This is a genomic window from Gemmatimonadota bacterium (genome assembly GCA_009835325.1).
Classification (GTDB): domain Bacteria; phylum JAAXHH01; class JAAXHH01; order JAAXHH01; family JAAXHH01; genus JAAXHH01.
The window spans coordinates 1-20,757 of sequence record VXWP01000068.1; the positions used below are offsets into that span (position 1 = coordinate 1).

At 62.0% G+C, this 20,757-nt stretch carries 18 protein-coding genes; 9 read left to right on the forward strand and 9 right to left on the reverse strand.

Features of this window, described 5'->3' with window-relative positions; all coding sequences use genetic code 11:
- The 4 genes from F4Z81_08515 to F4Z81_08530 all read right to left on the reverse strand — a co-directional run.
- Window positions 1–599 (reverse strand): alcohol dehydrogenase catalytic domain-containing protein (locus F4Z81_08515; protein ID MXW05090.1); only part of this gene is annotated, 599 nt, incomplete at its 3' end.
- Window positions 596–2,023, reverse strand: a complete 1,428-nt coding sequence (locus F4Z81_08520) for a sulfatase-like hydrolase/transferase (protein ID MXW05091.1) — start codon at window positions 2,021–2,023, stop codon at window positions 596–598. The genes F4Z81_08520 and F4Z81_08515, both read right to left, overlap by 4 nt.
- Window positions 2,020–3,075, reverse strand: coding sequence for a hydroxyacid dehydrogenase (locus F4Z81_08525; protein MXW05092.1), 1,056 nt, complete (start codon window positions 3,073–3,075; stop codon window positions 2,020–2,022). Before F4Z81_08525 ends, F4Z81_08520 begins: the two co-directional genes overlap by 4 nt.
- 28 nt (window positions 3,076–3,103) lie before the next feature.
- Window positions 3,104–3,841 (reverse strand): phytanoyl-CoA dioxygenase family protein, encoded by a 738-nt coding sequence (locus tag F4Z81_08530; protein ID MXW05093.1) that lies wholly within the window; start codon window positions 3,839–3,841, stop codon window positions 3,104–3,106.
- 147 nt (window positions 3,842–3,988) lie between these two features.
- On the opposite strand from F4Z81_08530, the gene F4Z81_08535 reads away from it, so the two are divergent.
- The 4 genes from F4Z81_08535 (at window position 3,989) to F4Z81_08550 (ending at window position 8,999) form a co-directional block, all read left to right on the forward strand.
- Window positions 3,989–4,945 (forward strand): Gfo/Idh/MocA family oxidoreductase, encoded by a 957-nt coding sequence (locus F4Z81_08535; protein ID MXW05094.1) that lies wholly within the window; start codon window positions 3,989–3,991, stop codon window positions 4,943–4,945.
- Window positions 4,946–5,070: 125 nt separating this feature from the next.
- Complete coding sequence (locus tag F4Z81_08540; protein ID MXW05095.1) at window positions 5,071–7,410, forward strand: penicillin acylase family protein; 2,340 nt, start codon at window positions 5,071–5,073, stop codon at window positions 7,408–7,410.
- 95 nt (window positions 7,411–7,505) lie between these two features.
- Window positions 7,506–8,471 carry an aldo/keto reductase gene (locus F4Z81_08545; protein MXW05096.1) on the forward strand — a complete coding sequence of 322 codons (966 nt, stop codon included), beginning with the start codon at window positions 7,506–7,508 and terminating at the stop codon, window positions 8,469–8,471.
- Between the two features lie 69 nt (window positions 8,472–8,540).
- Window positions 8,541–8,999 (forward strand): hypothetical protein, encoded by a 459-nt coding sequence (locus F4Z81_08550; GenBank protein MXW05097.1) that lies wholly within the window; start codon window positions 8,541–8,543, stop codon window positions 8,997–8,999.
- Between the two features lie 26 nt (window positions 9,000–9,025).
- On the opposite strand, the gene F4Z81_08555 is transcribed toward F4Z81_08550, so the two are convergent.
- Window positions 9,026–9,721: a 2,5-diamino-6-(ribosylamino)-4(3H)-pyrimidinone 5'-phosphate reductase gene (locus F4Z81_08555; GenBank protein MXW05098.1), complete on the reverse strand. Its 696-nt coding sequence runs from the start codon at window positions 9,719–9,721 to the stop codon at window positions 9,026–9,028.
- Between the two features lie 322 nt (window positions 9,722–10,043).
- On the opposite strand from F4Z81_08555, the gene F4Z81_08560 reads away from it, so the two are divergent.
- From F4Z81_08560 to F4Z81_08570, 3 genes are all read left to right on the forward strand, one after another.
- A complete protein-coding gene (locus F4Z81_08560) occupies window positions 10,044–10,385 on the forward strand; it encodes an STAS domain-containing protein (protein MXW05099.1) in 342 nt (113 codons plus the stop codon).
- 22 nt (window positions 10,386–10,407) lie between these two features.
- Entirely contained in the window at window positions 10,408–11,304 is an 897-nt protein-coding gene (locus tag F4Z81_08565; GenBank protein ID MXW05100.1) for a class I SAM-dependent methyltransferase, read from the forward strand.
- Window positions 11,305–11,479: 175 nt separating this feature from the next.
- On the forward strand, window positions 11,480–14,446 hold the full coding sequence (locus F4Z81_08570; GenBank protein MXW05101.1) for a TonB-dependent receptor plug domain-containing protein: 2,967 nt from the start codon (window positions 11,480–11,482) through the stop codon (window positions 14,444–14,446).
- Window positions 14,447–14,541: 95 nt separating this feature from the next.
- Here F4Z81_08570 and F4Z81_08575 read toward each other — a convergent pair whose 3' ends face one another.
- Genes F4Z81_08575 through F4Z81_08590 form a run of 4 tightly spaced genes read right to left on the reverse strand, consistent with a single transcriptional unit; the run spans window position 14,542 to window position 19,255 of the window.
- Window positions 14,542–16,122: a BCCT family transporter gene (locus tag F4Z81_08575; protein MXW05102.1), complete on the reverse strand. Its 1,581-nt coding sequence runs from the start codon at window positions 16,120–16,122 to the stop codon at window positions 14,542–14,544.
- 46 nt (window positions 16,123–16,168) lie between these two features.
- Complete coding sequence (locus F4Z81_08580) at window positions 16,169–18,673, reverse strand: hypothetical protein (protein ID MXW05103.1); 2,505 nt, start codon at window positions 18,671–18,673, stop codon at window positions 16,169–16,171.
- A 23-nt stretch (window positions 18,674–18,696) separates the two neighbouring features.
- Window positions 18,697–19,038, reverse strand: coding sequence for an STAS domain-containing protein (locus F4Z81_08585; protein ID MXW05104.1), 342 nt, complete (start codon window positions 19,036–19,038; stop codon window positions 18,697–18,699).
- 34 nt (window positions 19,039–19,072) lie between these two features.
- Entirely contained in the window at window positions 19,073–19,255 is a 183-nt protein-coding gene (locus F4Z81_08590; GenBank protein ID MXW05105.1) for a SelT/SelW/SelH family protein, read from the reverse strand.
- 279 nt (window positions 19,256–19,534) lie between these two features.
- Between F4Z81_08590 and F4Z81_08595 the strand changes: the two genes are divergently transcribed.
- Together F4Z81_08595 and F4Z81_08600 are read left to right on the forward strand one after the other, a co-directional pair.
- Window positions 19,535–19,729: a twin-arginine translocase TatA/TatE family subunit gene (locus tag F4Z81_08595; GenBank protein MXW05106.1), complete on the forward strand. Its 195-nt coding sequence runs from the start codon at window positions 19,535–19,537 to the stop codon at window positions 19,727–19,729.
- Window positions 19,730–20,251: 522 nt separating this feature from the next.
- The coding region (locus F4Z81_08600) for a sigma-70 family RNA polymerase sigma factor (protein MXW05107.1) at window positions 20,252–20,757 on the forward strand (506 nt) is incomplete at its 3' end.

Sequence of the window (20,757 nt, forward strand, 5' to 3'; positions counted from 1 at the left end):
ACGGCGGTCGCATAGAGTCCCAGTCCGCCCGCCCCCTGAATAACCACCGTGTCTCCCAGGGTTACACCGATCTGGTTGAGACCATAGATGACTTCCGACAGAGCGCAGTTGATCGGGGATACGATCGCGTCCGAGAGCTCATCGGGCACCTTGAAAACCCAGTGGCCGCGTTTCATGTAGTAGTATTCCCCGTAGGCGCCGTGAAAGTGCGGAGGCTGATCACTCGAGACGCCGATCCAGTCTCTGTAGCGGTCGGGACATCCCGGTTTGCCGTTGAGGCACGTCCAGCACTTTTGACACGGTTTGAAGTAGGAGTAGACGATGCGATCCCCTTCGGACAGCGGCTGACCGGCACTGTCAGTGGAGACGTCGCGCCCCATGGCTTCGATGGTACCGATCATTTCGTGCCCGAGTACCTGGGGGATACCGCTCTCTATTCTGGGACCGTGTCCACGCCAGATGTGCAGATCGGAACCGCAGATATTCGCCATGCGGATCCGGACGAGCATATCGTCCGCCGTAACCGACGGTACGGGGTATTCACGAATCTCCATCGGTGCCTGCGGCTGGGTGTATACAGCGACTTTTCCGGTTTTCATGACTGGTCTCCCGTCTCCTCCTGCCAGGCCTGGATCCGCTCCGTAAGGTCCGATACCCGGCCGGCCTGCTCGCCCCTGTGATACAGATTCTCAAGCTCGTGGGGATCGCTGTTCAGATCGTACAATTCCCCCTGGCCCTTCCCATACAGGTTGAGTTTCCATCCGTCCGAGGCCACGACGGTCCGGTAGGGGTGCACCATGCTCTGGTTCGGTTCCGCTTCGCCGAATCCGGCAGGAGCGTGGCCGTCAGCGCCGCTCCACTCGACGAACACGTCGTCGCCTTCCAGGTTTTCTTGCCCTTTCAGTACCGGAACCCGGCTTCGACCCTGCAACCGATCCGGACGCTCGAGGCCAAGCAACTCCATCAGCGTGGGGACCAGGTCGATGTGGCTGAACCGGCCGCTGACCTGGCGCGGAAGCTGATTCACCATAGGCGCGCGCAACACCATGGGCACCTTGATGGACTCCTCGTACATGAGCGTCTTGCCCAGGATGCCGTGATCGCCCATCAACTCGCCGTGGTCGGACGTGAATACGACGATGGTGTCATCGGCCTTGCCGCTCTCCTCCAGGGCCTTGAGGATCCTCCCTACCGAACGGTCCACCAGGGTAATGTTGCCCCAGTATCGTGCCATGAGCGCTCGCCAGCCCGGATCGGTGCGCAGGTCCAGCCCGTAGTTTTCGGATTGCATGTAGAAGGCGGCCATCAGCCGGACGAGCAGCGGCGCGTCGTCGGGCGGCTGCCGCATGAATGCCGGTCCGGTGGGCAGGCTGTTCGGATCGTAGTAGTCGTTGAGCGGACCGGTGTGCGGGGGATGGGGCTCGAGGTAGCTGACGCAGAGGGCAAAGGGGTCGTCGCCCTGCTGGCAAATGTAGTCGGCCGCGCGCTCGCCCAGGTACCACGCCTTGGTGCATTCCTCCGGCAGGGACGCCGCGTAGTGTCGCGAGAAGACCTGTTGACCCAATAGCTCGATATCGGGCGTGTATCCTTTACCCACCAGGAAATGATGATAGTCGCTGACTTCGGTGAGCCGATCCGTTTCCGAGTAACCGCGGCGATATTGGTCTTCCGTGCCCACCCAGGTCTTGAAGCCATGCTGCGGGAAGATCTCGTCCCCCAGATGCCATTTCCCCATGAAGGCCGTATCGTATCCCTCCGGCAGCATCTCGGCGATGGTCGGTATGTCAGCGGCCAGGGGCACGTTGCAGGACGGAACGCCCGCCGTGTGCGGCCAAAGCCCTGTGAGCATGGTGGCCCGGGCCGGGCTGCAAACGGGCTGGCTCACGTAGGCGTTTTCGAAGACGAAGCTGTCCGACGCCAGCGCGTTGAGCGCGGGGGTTTCGATCTGGTGGTTTCCGTAGCACCCCAGCGTATCCGCGCGCTGCTGATCGGTGAAGATGTAGAGCAGGTTGGGGCTTTTCATACGTTACCTTCGCGATTGGCCTTCGAGCGCGGCGTCAGGTTGAACCAGGTCTGATGGCCGGCGAAGAACCGGTCCAGCTCATCGACCATGTAGTGGAAGAAGTGGGGATAATCCTCTCCCGTGCGGCCGGAGAAGTGGGGCGTGAGAAAGACGTTCGGCAGTCCAATGATCTCGCTGTCTTCGGGGATGGGCTCCGGGTCGAACACGTCCAGCCCCGCGGCGATGTCCCCGCGCTTGAGGCGCTCGATCAGGGCCGCCGTGTCGACGATGGCCCCGCGCGAAACGTTCACGAACACCGCGCCCGATGGAATGAGGTCCAGTTCGCGCTTACCGATCATGCCCCGGGTATGGGGGGTGAGGGGCGCCACGCAGATGATCGCGTCACACTGTGAAAGCACATTTTCCAGCGACGTCTGCAGGAAGCCCAGCGCTTCGGGCAGTTCCTGCGGCAGGTAGGGATCGTGCACCCAGAGCTCGACCTCGAAGGGCCGCAGCAGCTTCATCAGCCGCCGCCCCATGTGTCCACCGCCGATGAGTCCCACCCGCTTGCCGGTCAGGATGCCCGCCATGGGTTGAATGAGGCTTCTATCCTGTGTGTTGCGGTCGATGATCCGGCGGAAGAGCGCGCCGGCATTGCGCATGGAGATCAGCGTCAGGGCCAGGGCCCACTCGGCCACGGGATAGGTGGATCCGTTGGTCGTATCCACGGTACGAATGTCGCGCGCCCACAACGTTTCCAGGTCCAGCCGCGCGGCAAACCGGTCGCCTTCCAGTTCGCCGACGAACCGCAGCCGGGGCGCGGCATCCAGGATCGCCGCGTCGATCCTTGGCGCGCCGTGGCACACGACGAGGGCGTCCACGCCCGCCATTTCTTTCGCCAGCCGCGCCGTAGTCTCGGGGTCCGTACTGGTATCGTAGATTCCACCGCCCTCGCTGTGGAACCACGTCCAATCGGCAAAGGCCTCGAGTCGGGTCAGTTCCTCAGGCGGCAGATAGCCGTTGCGTACCCGCTCGTCGCAGGCGATGAGTACTTGCGGTCGACTGTTTGACATTCGCGCTCCTCACGGTGCCTCTAAGCATTCAACCGAAGGCCTCGGCATACTTCAGTGTACGACTGGTCTTCATACCGTAGAAACCCCGTACTTCCGGATCGGGATGGTCCCGCCAGAGCCGAGCGGGAATCATGGTGCAGTCGCTAAGCACAGGGCCATCACGATGGCCGTAGTAGATCTGGACGGTCTTGCGCTCGTGCGGGGTGATGCGTACGGTCGCGGCGTGGAGCACGGACAGGTTGAACAGGATGACGGTGCCCGCCGGACCATGAAGGTGGACCTTGCCGCGCTGTGCGAGTTGCTCCTGGGTCTCGAGTATGTGTCCGTCGCAGGGTTCAGGCGATATTGAGAAGCAGTGCGTACCCTCGTGAACATCGGAAAGGTAGAGCATCATCTGCAGATAGCCGCACCGGTAGGGCCGGTCCGTAGCATGGGGACGGTCCCTGTGCCAGATCTCCTCCGGGTTGCTGTCGCGCGGGACCATATGCCGCAGGCAAACCTCCCCCAGCCAACTTGGCCCTTCGAAGATCGTCTCGACCGGGTCGATCAGGGCGGAGTGGCGGATGAGACCGTCGATTTCCGGCGAGGAGATCAGCGGATCGCAGTTCAGGGTCTGGTGGCCGTGATTGGAAATGGGATGCCAGAAGCAGCCCGATTCCGACTTGTCGCGGTCGTACAGGTCAATGAATCGATTCAGTTCCTCGCCGGTAAAGACCTGGCCGAGGTTGACGTAACCATGCTGCTTGAAAAACTCGAGATCTGGCATGCGAGGAATTGGTTTCGAAATTGGTGTGTTTACTTGCAAAAGAAATGACCATACATTGCCAGCGTCAAGTAGTTCACCGTATCGATCGCGGCGTCAACCATACTACGCCTTTCTACAGTTCTTTGCAGCCCACCAGGAGCACACGAAATGCCCAGAACAGTCCTCAATGCCGCCCTGATCGGATGCGGCAGCAGAGGTCGGGGCCACATCGAAGTCATGAAATCCTTCGACGACCTGCAGTTCGTGGCCGTCTGCGATCCCGTCAAGGAACTCCGCGACCGGGTCGCTGAAGAGAATGCCGTTCCGTACAGGTACGATGACATTGGGGACATGCTGGCAAAAGAGGAACTGGACCTGGCGGTCATCGCGACTCCGGCTCACCTGAACGGCCAGTGCGCGCTGCCGGTGATCCAGGCCGGGGTCCACACGCTGCTGGAGAAGCCGCCCGGGCTGTCCGGTGCGGAAACCGAGGGGCTCCGCGATGCAGCCAATGCGTCCGGCGCGAAGGTGCTGGTCGGCTGGAACCGCCGTTTCCATTCGCTGATCTGCAAGGCACGCGGCCTGATCGAGGAGCGGGGTCCCATTACCCAGATCGTGGCGGAATTCCACAAGAGCATGACCGGTCTGCACCGGCGGGGCTTCCCCGATCATCTGCTGGACAACTTCATCTACGAGACGCCGATCCATGCCATCGACCTGACCCGGTCCCTGGCCGGAAGTTCCCCTATCGTCGAGCTGCACGCCGTCGCCCGCCGGACTAATTCGCCTTTCGTCGACGTTTACGCCGCGCTCATCCGCTTCGAGAACGGGTGCGTGGCCCAGCTCACGGCCAATTTCACGACGGACGCCCGGCTGGAGCGCTACGAAATCCACGGCAGGGACTGCTCGGCCTACCTCGAAGGCGTGAGGAAAGCCGTGGTCCAACGCGACGGAACGACCGAAGAATTCGACTTGGTGGAATCCGGCGGCACCGCCGAACAGGCCCGCTTCCTGGTCGACTGCATCAAGGAAGACCGTCCGGTGGACCTGCCCGCTGCGGGCCTGGACGAGGCCGTCGAGACGATGAAGCTGGCCGACCGAATCCGGGCGGCGTTGCGCGACTGAGCCGAGCTGCGCGACTGAGCCAGCCTTCGGTTTCTTGACATCCGGGCGACCGCATGATAGGATGCTAGGGGAATGAAGCTATTGCACTGAGCAACTCGGCGGCGAGTAAGCAGGAGGAGCCATTTATGACGTTTACTAAATCCAGGCAATTCATTATCGGGCTCGTAGTCACTCCCCTGTTGGCCATGGGCTGCGGCGAGGAGGTGGACACCGTGGATACCGACGAACAGCTCATGTCCCTGGCTCGCGCGTCCATCTCCCAGATCGAAGGGGAACTGACCCTGGATGGACTGCAGGAGCCCGTCGAGGTGATCCGGGACCGCCACGGCATACCTCACATCTACGCACAGAACACGGATGACCTCTTCTTTGCCCAGGGTTACGTGATGGCCCAGGACCGCCTGTGGCAGATGGAGCTCTGGCGCCGGTGGCGGGAAGGGCGCCTCGCGGAGATCTTCGGTCCCGAGGCCTTCGATTACGACGCAAGGACGCGGCTCATGATGTACCGCGGACCCTTCGACGACCGGGAGTGGACCAGCTACCACGCCGAGGGCGAACGTATCTTCACGGCGTACGCGAACGGCGTCAACGCCTATGTCGACACGCAGGCCGACAACCTGCCGGTGGAGTTCAAGCTGACGGGCATCCGGCCCGGCCGGTGGACGAAGGAGACGGTGGTGCGGCGATGGACCGGTCTCTTCTTCCCGAGCGCGGGCAACGACGCCGGGGACGAGATCCGGCTGGCCCGGTCCGTGGCGGAACTGGGCGTAGAGGAGGCCAATCGACGCGCGGCGCCCCTGCCCTGGGATGACCTCGTGGTGCCGGAGGGCCTGGACGTGACCATCGTCCACGAGGATATCGTGAACGCGATGCGGAAAGGGGAAGGCGATCCCCTGGTACCCGGCCGCCTGCCGCAACTCGAACTCGTTGAACCGTATACCGGACTGGTACCCACGGACCGCCAGGCCGAGGCGCCTACCGAAGAGCAGCTGCTCGAGATCGGCAGCAACAACTGGGCCGTGAGCGGCGCCCTGTCCATCACGGGCCAGGTCATGGTCGTCAATGACCCCCACCGCCGCCTCGAGAACCCCTCGCTGCGGTACTATTCCCATCTGAACGCCCCGGGCTGGAACGTAATCGGGGCCAGCGAGCCGCCCTTCGTGGGCGTGACCGCCGGACACAACGACCGGGTCGCGTGGGGATACACCTTCGCGGGGGTCGACGTGAACGACGTGTACGTAGAGGAGCTCCATCCGGATCAGCCGGACATGGTGAGGTGGCGGGACGGATGGGAACCCCTGCGCGTCATCACGGAAGAGATCCCGGTGAGGGGCGAAGAGCCCCGGGAAGTCGTGCTGAAGTACAGCCGACACGGTCCCGTGTTCTACGAAGATCCGGAGAACGGGGTGGTCTATGCCGTGCGTTCCATCACCCACGAGCCGGGTACCGCGCCGTACCTGGGCTGCTTCCGCATGGCCCAGGCCGAGAGCGCCGAGGACTTTTTCGAGCGGGCCATGTTCTGGAAGGTGCCGACGCACAACCTGGTATTCGGCGATGTGGAGGGTAATATCGCCTTCCAGGTTTCGGCCCTCACGCCGGACCGCGAAGGCTGGAACGGCCGGCTGCCCGTCCCCGGCGACGGGCGGTACGAGTGGCAGGGGTTCCGGGAAGACCTGCCCCGTGAGTACAATCCCCAGCGCGGCTGGGTCGGGACGGCCAATAACGATTCGCACCCGCCGGACTACACCGGACGCCCGGTCATGTTCCACTCTTCGAGAGGCGTCGAATACTCCCGGATCGAGCGTATGAAGCAGCTGCTGCAATCGAACCGCAAGTACACCGTCGACGACCACAAGCGCATCCAGCTGGACGCGTATTCACTGCGGGCCGAGGCCGATATTCCGTCGTTTCAGGGCTGGACGTCGGACGACGCGGAGGTCGACCGCGCCCGGGCGCTCGTGGCCGGCTGGAACGGCGTGCTGAACCGCGACAGCGCCGGTGCGGCAATCTGGTACCGGTGGCGGGGCGAGGCCGAAGCCGCCGCCTACGACGCGGAGACGCCGGACGACGAACGCCAGCCCCTCGTGGAAGCCGGATTGCGCAAGACCGTGGACCGGTTGAAATCGGAACTGGGCGAGGATTGGGGTGAGTGGCGGTACGGGCGCCTGCAGAAGAGTCCCTTCACCCACCTCCTGTCCGACGCATTCTCCCTGCCCGCCGTGGAGCGGTCGGGCGGCTTCGGCACCATCGCCGCCACGTCGGTGAGCTTCCGGCACATCCTGGACACGGAAGACTGGGACCGTTCGGTCTTCATCATCACGCCGGGACAGTCTGGACAGCCCGGAAGCCCCTACTACGGCAGCCTGCTGGATACCTGGGGGAACGACGAGTATCTCCAGCTGGCGTTCAGCCGGGAGGCGGTGGAAGCACTCGCGGGGCACCGGCTCACTCTGTCTCCGCGCTGAGCGGCGGGGACAACCGGTGGGGACGATCGTCGGGGACCATCGACGGGGACGCTCGGCCGATATTGAAACTTTGTCGCCGAAGGGACGTTAGCTGAGTGGAGTACCGCGTACTGGGAAAAACCGGGATCGAGGTCTCGTCCGTCGGCCTGGGCTGCTGGCCCATGGCCGGGATGGCCGGCGGGGCGAACTGGTCGGGTATCGACGACGAAGAGTCCATCGCCACCATACAACACGCGGAATCCCTCGGCATCAACCTGCTCGACACGGCCAACGGGTACGGCGCCGGCCATAGCGAAAGGATCATCGGCCGGGCGCTCAGGGGCAGGCGGGACCGCTACGTGGTCGCCACCAAGGTCGCGCCGAGATCCGACGACCCGGAGGAGCCGCTGCAGCGGTACATCGCGAGGAACTGCGATGGAAGCCTGGAAAGACTGCGGACCGAATACATCGACATCTACCAGTTGCACGGCGAACCGGACGAGGCCGGCATGCCGGCGATCGTGGAGGCGTTAACGCGGCTGGTCGAAGCGGGTAAGATACGATGTTTCGGCATCTCGACTTACGAAACGGATGTCATGAGGGCCCTGATGGCGCTGGGCGATCTTTCGATGGCCCAGATCGGCTACAGCATCGTTAATCCGGTGGGACAGCCGGGGCTGAAGTTCGCGAAAGCACATAACCTGGGGACGCTCATCCGCGTGCCGCTCGCCCAGGGTGCGCTGACCGGTAAGTATTACAACTCATTGTCCGGGCTCGATCCACAGGACCGCCGGCACGAGCGTTTCGACAATCCACGGATACGGGCCGCACTGAAGAAACTGTCGGCGCTTTCCTTCCTGGTGGAAGGCGGAAAGCGCACCATGGTGCAGGCGGCGCTCAGGTTCGTGCTGGACACGCCAGGCGTGACCTCGGTGATACCCGGCGCCAAAAACCGGGCGCAGCTGGAAGAGAACGCGGGAGCGGACAGCGTACCCCCGTTGACTGCCAACGAACGGAAACGGGCGCTGGCCATTGGCGGGAAAGCGAACTGGCCGCTGCCGCCCTACACGAGCTGGACGTGATGGGCTTCAACACACATTTAACAAAATGATATACGGACTCAGGAAAATCGGAGGAAATCAATGCGGTGCTTGACGTTATGCCTTCTGCTCCTCTTCACCTCCGGATGCGGGCGGGTGTTTCTGGGCGACACCCAGAAAGTGGAGATCAACGTGACCCCCGCGGACGCACGGATCAAGATCCCGGACCGCATCGACCGGGACACGAATCCGTTCACGATCGAACTTCCCCGGAACGAGTCCCACCTGGTGGAAATCACCAAGCCGGGCTACGAGACGAAGTGGATCGTCCTGCAGAAGGTCAAGCTGCCCTCGGTAATCGTCGCCGACATCCTGCTCACCCTCGGCATCGGTCTCTTCATCGACATCTACTGGGGGACCTGGGAAGGACTCAAACCTTCGAGGCTGGACGTTACGCTGGAACCCGAAAGCGCGGAGGGCGGCCCCGTCAACGTCCCGCTGAACCTGGCCGAGTCTACCCTGACCGTGCAGGACGGGACCGTCCGGATCAAGGTGCACGCCCTCAAGTGATCTGGATCAGCCGGGCACCACGCGGACTATGATTTCGACCGCACCGCCCGGTATCTCAGGAACAACTCCTGGCCGACCCGCCGGGACTCTATCAGCCTGAGCTTGCGGAATCGATCGCTGGCAAAGCCCTTGCCGTCCGCCGCCGTTGGAGCGGTGCTGCCGCCGATCACGACGGGACACAGGGTCAGGTACACCTCGTCCACCAGCCCGGCCTCCCAGAAGGCCATGTTGACCTCGCCTCCGCCTTCGACGAGCAACCGTTCAATACCGCGGTCGGCCAGCATCCGGCAGAATGCTTGAAGATCGACGGTGGTCCGGCCCACCCGGATCACTTCGGCCAGATCCCGAAACGGCAGCACCTGTTCGTCTTTCGCCTGCTGCGTCGTCGCGATGATCCGTTCGACCTGGTCGTCTTTCCAGAATCTACCTTCGCGTGGCAACCGCATGGACCGGGACAGGATCACCGAGACCGGATGGGGCGATTTGCCCTTGCGCCTGCGTTCCTCCCGCCGCCGGGCCGACGTGATCCTGACCGGCGGATCTTCCGCGCGGAGCGTGCCGGCGCCGATGAGCACGGCATCGGCGTCCGCCCTGATCTCGTCCATCAACCCGCGGTCGATTCTGCTCGTGAAACGAACCGGATCGCGTTGCTCCGTGGATAACTTGCCGTCCAGGCTCAAGGCGTAATTCAGCAGGATGTACGGTCGTCTGTCGGACTTCATTGGAAGCGTTTCGGTTGGCGTCCCGTTCAGGCGTCCTGTTTATTGGAAACACCCGTAAAATCGTCTTGACAGATAAACAAAGCCAGTATATTATTCAAGTCGAATTTCAGCAAGACAAAGTCCGGATTCATTCCCCGGAATGGCATCCGGCAGCAGGAAGCGCATCCGCGGTCGGTCGGCTTTCCGGTCCTGGCCTTCGGATCGCCCTATCAGCGTCAGTACCCCGCCACACTTAGGTCTATCATTCCTGAAGCCGTTTGATTCGCGTGCGATAGCGCCAGCATATTGTAAAGATGGTTCCGCTTGAGAGAGGCAGGAATTTGTGAAAGTCAGAGAAATCAAACACGGGGACGTCACGGTGCTGGAACTGAGCGGCCGCATGGCCGAGGGAAGAGACACCGACGCCTTGAGCGAACGCATCAACCGGCTGGCCGACCAGGGTTCCAGGAAAATCATCTTCGATCTGAGCAAAGTGTACTGGATCGACAGTTCGGGGCTGGGACTGCTCATTCGTGCCTATACCCGCATGCAGAAGGTGGGAGGCGATCTGAAGCTCGCAAGCGTGACGCGCAGCGTCAGCAGCCTCCTGCAGATGACCAAGCTGACGACCGTTTTCGCCGTCCACGATACGCTGGAAGGCGCCATCGAGGCTTTCGGAACCTGAACCGGGCGGACTGATACCTGACATGGCTGATCAGCACCCGGGCCTCGTCCAGACCCACGGAAGCCGGACCGCCGAACTCGTGGCGGTAAGCCGCGCCCGGCACCTCCTCCGGCACAAGCCGCCCTACATCTTCCACGATCCCTTCGCGTTCCGGTTTCTGAGCAAACGGTGGAAACGGATCATAGGATACAGGTTGATCGACGCCTTCGTATCCAAAATCGCGTTGCGAAGGCTCATGCCGATCACCACCCAGCCGCTGACCAGGGCCCGCTTTACCGAGGACTGCCTGCTCGCGGCGATCGAAGACGGCGTGGACCAGTACGTCATACTCGGTTCCGGTTACGATACCTTCGCCCTGCGTCATCCCCGGCTCGACGTGACCGTCTACGAAATCGATCTCGCTTCCACGATCGCCCTGAAACGGGAGCGGGCCGGGGCCGCCGGACTGGCGTTGCCGGACAGTCTGCGGCTGATCCCCATCGATTTCGAGAAAGACGACCTGGCGGACCGGCTGACCGCCCATGGATTCGACCCGGAGAAACGTTCCTTCTTCAACTGGCTGGGCGTGACCTACTACCTGTCCCGGGACGCGATTCAGGACACGATGAATAAAGTGGCCGGGATAACCTGCCCCGGTTCGGAGATCGTCTTCGACTACCTCGCCGAGACGAACAGCATTCCGGAGGAAGAACGTCCCCGGGCCCTGAGTATGAAGAACTATGTAGGGAAGCTGGGAGAACCCATGATCACGTCATTCGACCCGGCCAGGGTGGTAACCGACTTCGACGTTGGTGGCAAATGGAAGGTCGTCCGCAACGATTCACCGGCCGACCAGCAGAAACGGTACGTGGATGGGCGCAGCGACGTGTACGCCCTGCCGCCCCTATTCTGGTGCCTGCATCTGAGAAGGCGAGGCTGAAGAACCGTTAACGGATTTAAGTATTTACTCCGTGTATTGTGATATTTCGCAACATATGTATAAGTCCTTAAAATACCTTGACATAATGGGTTTTTTGACATATACTAACTGCCCAATTCCTGAACATTTGAAATTCCAAAAATCATAAAAAGCTCATAGATACAGGCGGCCTCTCATGTACACATCGAACAGGCGTTCAATTGTCTTGATGGTGTTCGGCTGGCTCTGCCTGGCCGGGATGCCATGCTCAACCGTGCTTGCCGACCAACAGGAAGACGCGTTGCCGGATTCCCTCTTCCTGCTGCCCGTGCTGGAAGCGGAAGCGATCGTCGTTACCGGAACAGCGGTCCGGGAATCCCCGATCGAACTCCCCTATGCCGTCGCCCGCATCGACCGTGCGTCGCTGGCCGAACAGGGATCGCCGTCCATGGTCGACCTGTTCAAGAACCTGAGCGCGAGCAGTGGCGTCATCGGCGAGGCCAACAGCTGGTACAACGCGCAGTCGGGAGACATCCCGGAAACCGTGGCGAACATCAACCTGCGCGGCCTCGGCGCTTCGCGCAGCCTGGTGCTGCTCAACGGCCGGCGTCAGACCTACGTGCCCGGCCGGCTCGTGGGGGGCCGGTTCGTCGACGTGAACGCCTTCCCGTCCATCTCCATCGAACGGATGGATATCCTCAAGGAAGGCGCGGGGGCAGTCTACGGATCGGATGCGATCGCGGGCGTCGCCAACTTCATCACGCGCGGCAGTTTCGAAGGTTTCGAGCTGGATGTATCCTATGACTATTTCGATGCTGGCGGAGACGCGATGCTCGGCGGTATCTGGGGCGGCAAAGTGGGCGATTCCAACCTGGTGATTTCCCTGGAACACAAGCGCCGCGGTAACCTGCGCGCCGAAGAGCGGGATTGGGCGCTGCGTCCCTTTCCGAACTACGGATGGGGCTGGTCATGGTACGGCAATCCCGGCGCGTTCATCATACCGGACGGACTGCAGACGGATGAAAGCATCCTGGCCGGGGAGCCACGATTCGTAGATCCAGGTTGTACAGGTCTGGGTGGGTACCAGGTAGGCGCCAGCACGTGCCGGTTCCGCTACCAGCCCTGGGACAGCATCATTGAAAAACTCCAACACACCCGGGGATTCGCCGAATTGAACGGCTCGTTCGGCGAGACGGACTATCACCTGGAAGCGCTCTACCACGACGCCCGGGTACCCGAATGGGAAACCACGCCTTCCTTTCCTCCCATCGCGTTTTATGACGGTGTACAGCAGGTGCGCGCCGACCATCCCGGCCGGGTTGCCTTTGTGGAGCAAAACCCGACCTATACGAATTCAGACGGGGTCACGCTGGACCTGACCGGCGACCAGCCCTGGTACTTCTTCGGCCGCCTGGTCGGCAACGCCGGTCCCGGACGCGTCCAGAGCAGGGAGTCACGCACCCGCCGCCTGGCAGGCTCCCTCACGGGTCCGATCGGCGAGTCCAGTTTGAGCTACGACCTGGGTATTTCGTATTCCGATACGAAAGGCACGGTGCGCCAGCCTGCGGAGTACGCGTATCGGAAATTCCTGGCTTTCCGCGGGTTCGGCGGGCCGAACTGCGGTGTCGGGGTCGTTCCGGACCCGAGCGCGCCTTCCGGCCTCGCCCTCGGTCCGATCCCCAGCGGCGTCACTCCCGGAACCGGGAATTGCTCTTACTTCAACCCATTCAGCAACGGTATCCAGTTTTCGGCACAACCCGACGCTCCTTATACCGACAGCGCCAATCCGAATTACCGGGCCGACCTGGCGCACAGCGCAGAGCTGATCGACTGGATCAACGAAAGGGTCGCCACGACCAGCGAGGCCAGTCTGCTTTCGATGGAAGCCATACTGAACGGCGTGATCAAGGAAGGCGTCGCCAGCTACGCCACGGGGTATCAGCTGCGCCGTGTCGATGTCTCCGCCGTACCCAATGCGCCTGGCGACCTCTCTCAGAATCCCTGCCGCATACCGGGGGACAGAAGCTGCGCGATCCAGACCGGTTCTTTCACCTTTACGTCCGGGATCCATCCCTATGAAGCCAACCAGACGACCCACGCCGTTTTCGCGGAACTGGCGCTTAAGCCCAGCGACTGGCTGGACAGTCAGGCCGCGTTGCATTTCGAGGACTACGGATTCGCGAACAGCCTGGACCCGAAGATCTCACTGAGGGCACAGGTCAGTGATTTCCTGGCCCTGCGGGGAACGGTGCAGACTACTTTCCGAACGCCTTCAGTGGATGACCTGAACACGGACGTCGTCATCTACACGGATTACGTCGGACCGACGGGCGCCTGGAAGGCCATCGAAAACCGTGGCGTCGAAGACCTTGAACCTGAAGAAGCGCTCACCTACAACCTGGGCGTCATCATCGAAAACGATACCGGTTTCGAAGTGACGGTGGACTACTGGAATTTCGATTTCAACAATCCTATCGGCGTCATTCCCCACTCCGCGCTGGCCGCGGCCTACGTGGACCCGTCGACCCGCGCCGCGGTGCAGGACCGGATCTACTGTCCCGGCAACCGGAACGACGGGAGCTGCGCCCCGGGCGACATGGAACGGATCAGGATCAACCACATCAACTGGCCCGGGCTCAAGACTTCCGGAATCGACTGGCATATCGGTGGACGCCATGTGGTAGGCAGTGGCGCAGTCGACGCCCACCTGGACGGCAGTTATACCCTGGACTATACCATAGAGCCGCTCATGCACAACGGCGTGGAGATTGTCGCCGAAAACGAGGCCGTCGGTTTTCTAAACCTGACCAATCCCCTGGCGCCGCCATTACCTCCGCTGCGGCTGAACGCGACCGTCGGATACCACTGGAGCGACTACAGCGCCATCGCCAGGACTCATTACATCTCTTCGTATGAGAATGGAGACTATTGGTTCGATACGGGGCCCTCGGGCGAAGACTGGACCCAGATTGATCCGTTCCTGACTTTCGACATGAACTTCCAGTGGCGGATTCCCGATACCGGCGCGGTCGCCACGCTGTCGTTGTTCAATCTGACCGGCGCGGCGCCGCCCTACGTGAACCAGGAGCTGGCCTTCGACGCGCTGACCCATGATCCCAAGGGCCGGCGGATCAAGCTGGGCGTGACGTACAGTTTCAGGTAGGCGTACAACGTCGTGCGCGGGAGCTCGGTCTTTCGCGGAGTTCAAATCGCCAGAAGATAGGTGGGCGGGCTTTCACGGGCTCGCCCATTTTTCGTTCAGGAGCCGTGATCCTGCTTTAGCCACCGGATGAAGGACAGGGTCATCAGAACCAGCACCGCGATGAGCGGAAGCGCGACGATCAGGGAAGCCGACTGGACCGCCCGCAGGCTTTCCGTCCCCCCCACGAACATCAGCGACAGCGCCACGGAACTGAGCACCACCGCCCAGAAACAGCGGTGCCAGCGCGCGGGTTCCCGTACTTCGGCCTGTTCCCGGGTCGCCACCGACGCCAGAATGTAGGATGCGGAATCCAGCGTGGTGGCGGCGAAGATGATCGCCAGGGTCACGAACACCAGCAGAAGCGGTATGGCAAAGGGGATCACCCGGTCACCCACGGCGACCACCGTGGCAATGATCGCTTCCGGCGTCATGTTGCGCGCGACCAGGCCGGTGAGGTCCTGTGAGCCCTCCAGTTGGAAGAACAGGCTCGTGTTGCCGAGGACCGCAAAGAACATCCAGCAACCCATCGCACCGCCGATGATCTCGGCGCCGATCAGCTCGCGGATCGTACGGCCCCGGGAGATGCGGGCGACGAACAGCCCCATGAACGGCGCGAAGGCGATCCACCACGCCCAGTAGAAAACGGTCCACTGCTCCGGGAAGGTAGCCTGTGGCCCCGAACTCCCTTCCCCCGTTGCCGAAATCAGCGAACCCCACTTTCCGACCGGATCCAGGTACAGGCTCATCTTGACGAAGTTCTGCACCAGCAGGCCGATGCTGTTGGTAATCGTGTCTATGATGAACAGCGTAGGCCCCGCCAGGAAGACGAACGCCAGCAGCGCGATGGTGAGCCAGAGGTTGAATCGGCTCAGCATGCGGATTCCGCGCTGCAACCCGGTGTAGACGCTCACGCCGAAGATCGCCCCCAGCGTAATCACCACCGAGGCGTCCAGCCAGTACCCCCTGGCGACGCCGAGCATCTCCGACAGCCCCGCCGAAATCATGGGCGTGCTGAGCCCGATGGACGTCCCGACCCCACCAAGCAGGCCGAACATGAACAGCATGTCGATGAACTTGCCCGGAAGCCTCCGGGCCGCCTGTGCGCCAATCACGCCTTCGCAGGCCGCCGACATGCGCAGGACCGGACGCCGCCGGTTCCAGAAAAGGTAGGCGAGGGGCAGGGTGGGGATGCAGTAGATCGCCCACGCCGTGAATCCCCAGTGGAAGAGTCCGTAGGTCGCCGCCCACTCCGTGGCCTCGGCGGATCGGGGTTCGAGACCGAAGGGGGGATTCATGTAGTAATAGGCCCATTCGATGGTGCCCCAGTAGAGGACGCTGGCGCCGATGCCGGCGCAGAAGATCATGGCGATCCAGCTGATCAGGGAGAACTCCGGCTTGGCGTCGGATCCGCCGAACCGAACGTTTCCGTACTTGCCGAGGGCATAGTAGACGAGGAGCGCGAAGGCGGCGATGGTGAACCAGAGGTAGGCCCATCCCAGGACCCTGGTCAGCCAGCCGAAGGCCGCGCTGAGCAGGGCTTCTCCTTCGACGGGGAACAATACCAGGGGTACCGATACCCCTGTGATCAGCGGCAGCGCGACCCAGAAAATGACGCGGTCGACGCGGGGTCCGTCCATGGTCTTCCTCCGATTGGATTGCACCGACGGCGTCCCGCAACGGTATTCAGTGGGGGATGTTCAATGCGTGCATCCGCCTGTGAATGGCTTCACGCGCCTGCAGGTAGGGTGCCTCCAGAAAGGCTTCGTGATCGTCCGCGCCGTGATGGTGGGTGGTCGTGCCCGGCTTGTGCTGCCAGCTGCGGCGCTTGATGTAGGACAGGCCGCCCTCGATCAGGCTCAGCATGTACTGGGCGTTCTCCAGGTCGAACAGCCAGTAGGGGCCGCCGCAGGCCACGTATACCGGCGACGTATGGGCCATAATGCCCCGGCGCCAGCCGTCGTGATGCGGAATGCTGGTGTAGTTCGGCCCGGCGCATCGCGCCGCGAGCCAGGTGTGGCCTTCGATTTTCAGACTGGTCTTGAGCGACAGCCGGCGGGTACCCTTGCATTCTTCCGCAGAGGCGACCACCTGGCCCTGCTGCACAATCTCCAGCGTATGGATCGGCAACGTCGAATCCGCCGACGCCTCGATTTCCACCGTTCCGCCGTTACCGGGCAGATTCACCGTGTCGCCGATATCCTGGCCGTTCACCTTGAACCGGATGATGGGCCCCGCGCTCAGGAAGGTGTTCCCGCCGCGCAGCGCTTTACACCAGTTGTCGTAGGTAAAGGGCTCGTCCGGCGGGATGTAGGCGTAGGTCCGGTAGATACCTACGGGCACGTCGCTGGACATCTTGTCCGTTCCGCCTGCGAGCGGCAGCTTGTACCCGCAATTCAGGTACCGGTAATACTCCAGGTGGTTGTACTCGCTGTGCACCAGCATCTCCACGGCGTCGGCGCGGTCCGTGGCGATCAGGACCGCCGGTTCGCAGTTGGGATTGGGGATGTGGGGGATCACCACCGTCCCGCCCTGTGCGTGGCAGGCGTCGGCCCAGTACGACAGGGTCGTTTCCAGGTTGCCTCCCAGTTCCGCCTCGCCGGGTCCGTCCGAACACCAGGGCATGACCGGCTCCTTCAGGCCCAGCAGGGACAGGTGGCCCAGGATGTGCTGGCGGTTCTCCTGCGTGGCGTACACGATCGTATCGCCGTCCGGCGCCACGTTCGCCGACCCCGTGAATTCCTCGGTGTTCGTGAAAAGGCCTCCCCACTGGGAGAGCAGGAGGTTGACGACGTTCAGGTCTTCCCCTTTGGCCTCGAGCTGGGCGCCCTGGGTGGAGAGGAAATGCACGTGCGTGTCGCCACTGAAGTACCGCTGCGCATTCAGATCGGTCCAGCGCTTGAGCCGCAGCGTGAGTTCGCGCTGCCCGGGCTCGATGTGGACGCGCTCGCGAATCGGCTCGTACTCGAACCCGCGGGCGACGTCCACGTGGACCTCGCCTCGGGGCAGCCACCCCTGGCACTTGCCGTCGATGTAGGCGTAGGACATCTGGCCCAGGCGCACGTCGCCGCCCACGTCCACGTGCCAGGTATCCAGGTTCGAGTTCACATGGGCATGGTGGCCGTGCGGTGCGTAGGGCACGCCGCGGGCCGACCGGAAATGCACCCGGCAGGGCACGGGCTTGCCCGTCTCGTCGTCCAGCACCGTGGTGTGTACCCAGTTCCGGCCCGTATCGATGACTTCGAACCGAACCGAGGGGGTCTCGACGACCTCTTGAGCTTCCAGCTCGCCCCAGTTGGCCGATCCGACCGCCTTCCCATCCTGTTTTACGGTCACGGTGGCCGACGGTGTTCCTGCAATGCCCACGTGGGCGGGACTGGAGCGACTGGTGTCTGCCTGTCCCCAGCCGCGGTGGGAGTCCGTCAGAAAGGCCTGGTCGACTTCTTCGGGCAGCGGATAGGCGTAGGTCGCGTAGCCCCGGTCGACCTCGACTTCGAGGTTGAAGGGTTTTTCGGCGTCTTCCTGGTTCCTGAGTTCGATTTCGACGTCCCGGGCGGCCCAGCGACAGATGGGATCCTCGTCGACATGGCCGAGCGTAACGGCGGCCACGACGAAGGGCGGACCCTGCGGTGTGATTTCAATCGAGCGGATTACGCGATCTGGATGTGGATTGCGCCAGGCCCAGAGATAGTAACCGCGCGGCCACCCCTGCTCGGCCTCCGTCTGCCGGCGGCCCGCATCGCTCCAGTCGCCGCCCGACCGGTTATAGGTCGACGGCTTCTCGTCCGGGACGCAGAGAAAGGGATACTGCCCCCAGGGAAGGGGCATGTAGCCGATCTCGAATCGTTCACGGATCGTTACGGACTCGGCCTGTCCGTCGTCCCACACGAACCGGTACGCGGCCACGGGCAGGGCGATCGGACCGCCCGCCTCGATCTCCGAACGGATCACCGCGTGGGCGAAAACCACGTTGACCGCGGCCTGGCCGACCGGAATCCCGACGGGCTCGGACGGACAGCCTACCTCGGAACCAAAACCGATGAAGCAGTCGGTTTCTCCGGTGCCGTCGCCGATTTGAAAGGGCAGGCCGTAGAATTCCTGCGATCCCAGGGGTGGGTCGGCAATGGAATCGTAAACGCCGCGGTTCACGTTGTAGATCGGGGTGAGGTCCAGGGGCTGGTAGTCCGGCATGACGGCCTCGGTCGGTTGAATCTTCAGGCGAGCATGTGTTCCACGGCGGCGTCCACATCGTCATACGTCTTGAAGACCGTATACAGCCGGGTGATCCGGAACAATTGATCCAGTCGGTCGTTGACGCCCGTGAGTACCATCTCCCCGTCCCTGGATCGTATTTTCTTCATGGCCGCGATCAGCGAACCCAGTCCGGAACTGTTCATGATGGGCACGCCGGTCAGATCGGCCACGAACCGCGTGCCGCCCCGGGCGAGGGTATCGTCGATCATCCGGTCCAGCTCGACGCTGTCCCCTTCCTCCCACAACCTGCCCTCGATGCGAAGCACGGCGATCTCGTCTTCCAGCGAAACGTAGATGTTCATACTAACCTTAATCCTCGTTGCGGATGAATGCGCGTCAGCCCGCGATCGATGCCTCGATAGCGTCCTTGACCTCCGCGTATTCCGGAAACCGGTCGGCCGCCAGCTTGGAGAAGATCAGCGAATCATCCACCGTGACTTCGAACTTGCCTCCTCCAGACGGCACGAGCTGCAGCTGTTCGATATCGTGTTTGTAGTACTCGAGCAGTTTCACCGCCAACCCGGCGGCGTCTTGTTCGTAGCTTCAATCAGCGCAATAAACGATTCGTACAATCACCGTGTCCTCCTTGAACGCAGGTGCGGCCGGCAGCCGGATCGGCTGCGGAAGTACAGCAACTATATAAACATGGGAGATACGACATGGCAAGGATTCTGAAACAGCGCCGCCCGGGTCCGGCCTGGCAAGGTTCATTCCAGAACAGGTATGGCCCTGGTCAATTCATTCGCGCTTGACAAGATCGGTCAATAAGGGTATTCTCAATGCGAGGAGGTGATTTACATGCTAGGTAGTTTCGGCACGACCGAACTGATTATCATTCTTGTCATCGTCATGATCCTTTTCGGGGCGAAGAAGCTTCCCGAACTGGCCAAGGGTCTGGGCCAGGGGATCACCGAGTTCAAGAAAGCACAGAACAAAGATCCCGCCGAAGAGAAACAGGGTACCTCCGGCACGTCCACCTCGAAGGACAGCTGAACGCCTGTAGCGGCTTGCAGTTGTTTTTCCGGATGCGTACCGATACGCTTCTTCCGAGCGGTTCGGTCCGTTGAATCGACAGGCCGCCTGCCGGTGTCTCGGGTCGACTATCGGAGTATCGGGACGATTTCCGGTGTCCTGGGTTGCCTGCCGGTGGTCAAGGCCACCGATTCTGGCGCGTCGACCGACGCCGACCATCCGGCCTTCCTCGCTTCACCCCACTGTTGCTGCCTTCAGGTAATTCGTAAGTCATTATCCCGCACCGCCTGACAGGCCTCGTCGTCTACAGGTAACAAGTTATCCTCGACTTTCCTCGTTCCAGTACGTTGAATTCCATATAGGCTGTATCCTTTGTGGCTGTACCGTGCGCGGAGTTCAACGCACTTTGCAGCGCACACTCGACCGCGCATAACTGCGTTTTCCGATCAAAAACACATTCGTACACAACCATTCCGGATCATAGTTGGTCACATAGACAGAAGGCGCCCGCATAAGAGACGGCACTCTACGCCAGGAAACAACGTGGAAACTGCCCTCAAACTCGACGGCCGAATCGCGTCGGACCATCAGGAAGAAAACATGGAGATCGATTCGGCAAGGGATCGCACGGACCTGGAGGATCGCAGGCTGATTCTCAAGGCAAGGGGCGGCGACGTGCGGGCACTGGAGGAACTGGTCTACCGATACGACGAGAAAGTGTTGTCCATGGCCGTATCCTTCGTGGGGGACATGGACGATGCCAAGGACATTTACCAGGAAGTCTTCATCCGGGTGTTAAAGGCCCTGCCAAAATTCGAGTTCCGCAGCCGGTTTTCGACCTACTTGTACCGGATCGTCACCAATGTCTGCCTTACTCACCGAGCGCGAGATGGAAAAAGGCGCTTCGTCCCGATCGAAGAAGAGCAGGGAGAGAACCCGGACTCGACGAGACAAGGGGTTACGCTCCATTCCCCCGACCGGCCGGACGCGGCCGTCATCAACCACGAAATCGCTTCACGGATACGCGCCGCCGTCAGCACCCTTTCGCC

Coding starts and splice junctions, on each gene's coding strand:
- F4Z81_08520 (MXW05091.1), bottom strand. CDS start 2,023: ATGAAAAGCCCCAACCTGCTCTACATCTTCACCGATCAGCAGCGCGCG.
- F4Z81_08525 (MXW05092.1), bottom strand. CDS start 3,075: ATGTCAAACAGTCGACCGCAAGTACTCATCGCCTGCGACGAGCGGGTA.
- F4Z81_08530 (MXW05093.1), bottom strand. CDS start 3,841: ATGCCAGATCTCGAGTTTTTCAAGCAGCATGGTTACGTCAACCTCGGC.
- F4Z81_08535 (MXW05094.1), top strand. CDS start 3,989: ATGCCCAGAACAGTCCTCAATGCCGCCCTGATCGGATGCGGCAGCAGA.
- F4Z81_08540 (MXW05095.1), top strand. CDS start 5,071: ATGACGTTTACTAAATCCAGGCAATTCATTATCGGGCTCGTAGTCACT.
- F4Z81_08555 (MXW05098.1), bottom strand. CDS start 9,721: ATGAAGTCCGACAGACGACCGTACATCCTGCTGAATTACGCCTTGAGC.
- F4Z81_08565 (MXW05100.1), top strand. CDS start 10,408: ATGGCTGATCAGCACCCGGGCCTCGTCCAGACCCACGGAAGCCGGACC.
- F4Z81_08570 (MXW05101.1), top strand. CDS start 11,480: ATGTACACATCGAACAGGCGTTCAATTGTCTTGATGGTGTTCGGCTGG.
- F4Z81_08575 (MXW05102.1), bottom strand. CDS start 16,122: ATGGACGGACCCCGCGTCGACCGCGTCATTTTCTGGGTCGCGCTGCCG.
- F4Z81_08580 (MXW05103.1), bottom strand. CDS start 18,673: ATGCCGGACTACCAGCCCCTGGACCTCACCCCGATCTACAACGTGAAC.
- F4Z81_08585 (MXW05104.1), bottom strand. CDS start 19,038: ATGAACATCTACGTTTCGCTGGAAGACGAGATCGCCGTGCTTCGCATC.
- F4Z81_08595 (MXW05106.1), top strand. CDS start 19,535: ATGCTAGGTAGTTTCGGCACGACCGAACTGATTATCATTCTTGTCATC.